This is a genomic window from Klebsiella sp. ME-303 (assembly GCF_007910085.1).
Classification (GTDB): Bacteria; Pseudomonadota; Gammaproteobacteria; order Enterobacterales; family Enterobacteriaceae; genus Klebsiella; species Klebsiella michiganensis.
Genome location: NZ_VOJB01000105.1, coordinates 546 through 808 on the forward strand (window position 1 = coordinate 546; position 263 = coordinate 808).

The window sequence follows — 263 nt, forward strand, 5'->3', positions numbered from 1 at the left end:
TTGTCGCCGATACCGCATTCGTTGTTCTCGTCATGTACGTGCAGTTTGGTCGTACGCTTGATGAATTTACCGTAAACCGGGTGTTTCACCATACGTTCGATAGCAACAACAATGGATTTCTCCATTTTGTCGCTAACTACGCGACCTTGCAGAGTACGGATTTTATCGGTCATTACGCACCCGCCTTCTGAGTCAGTAAAGTCTTAACGCGTGCAACATCACGACGCACTTGCTTCAGCAGATGAGTCTGTTGCAGCTGGCCA

At 48.3% G+C, this 263-nt stretch carries 2 protein-coding genes; both read right to left on the reverse strand.

Translation table 11 applies throughout. The features are described 5' to 3' along the window. A partial coding sequence (gene rpsQ, locus FQK12_RS27850; RefSeq protein WP_261393167.1) for a 30S ribosomal protein S17 occupies positions 1-173 on the reverse strand: 173 nt, incomplete at its 3' end. After that, a partial coding sequence (rpmC, locus tag FQK12_RS27200; RefSeq protein WP_146295787.1) for a 50S ribosomal protein L29 occupies positions 173-263 on the reverse strand: 91 nt, incomplete at its 5' end. The genes rpmC and rpsQ, both read right to left, overlap by 1 nt.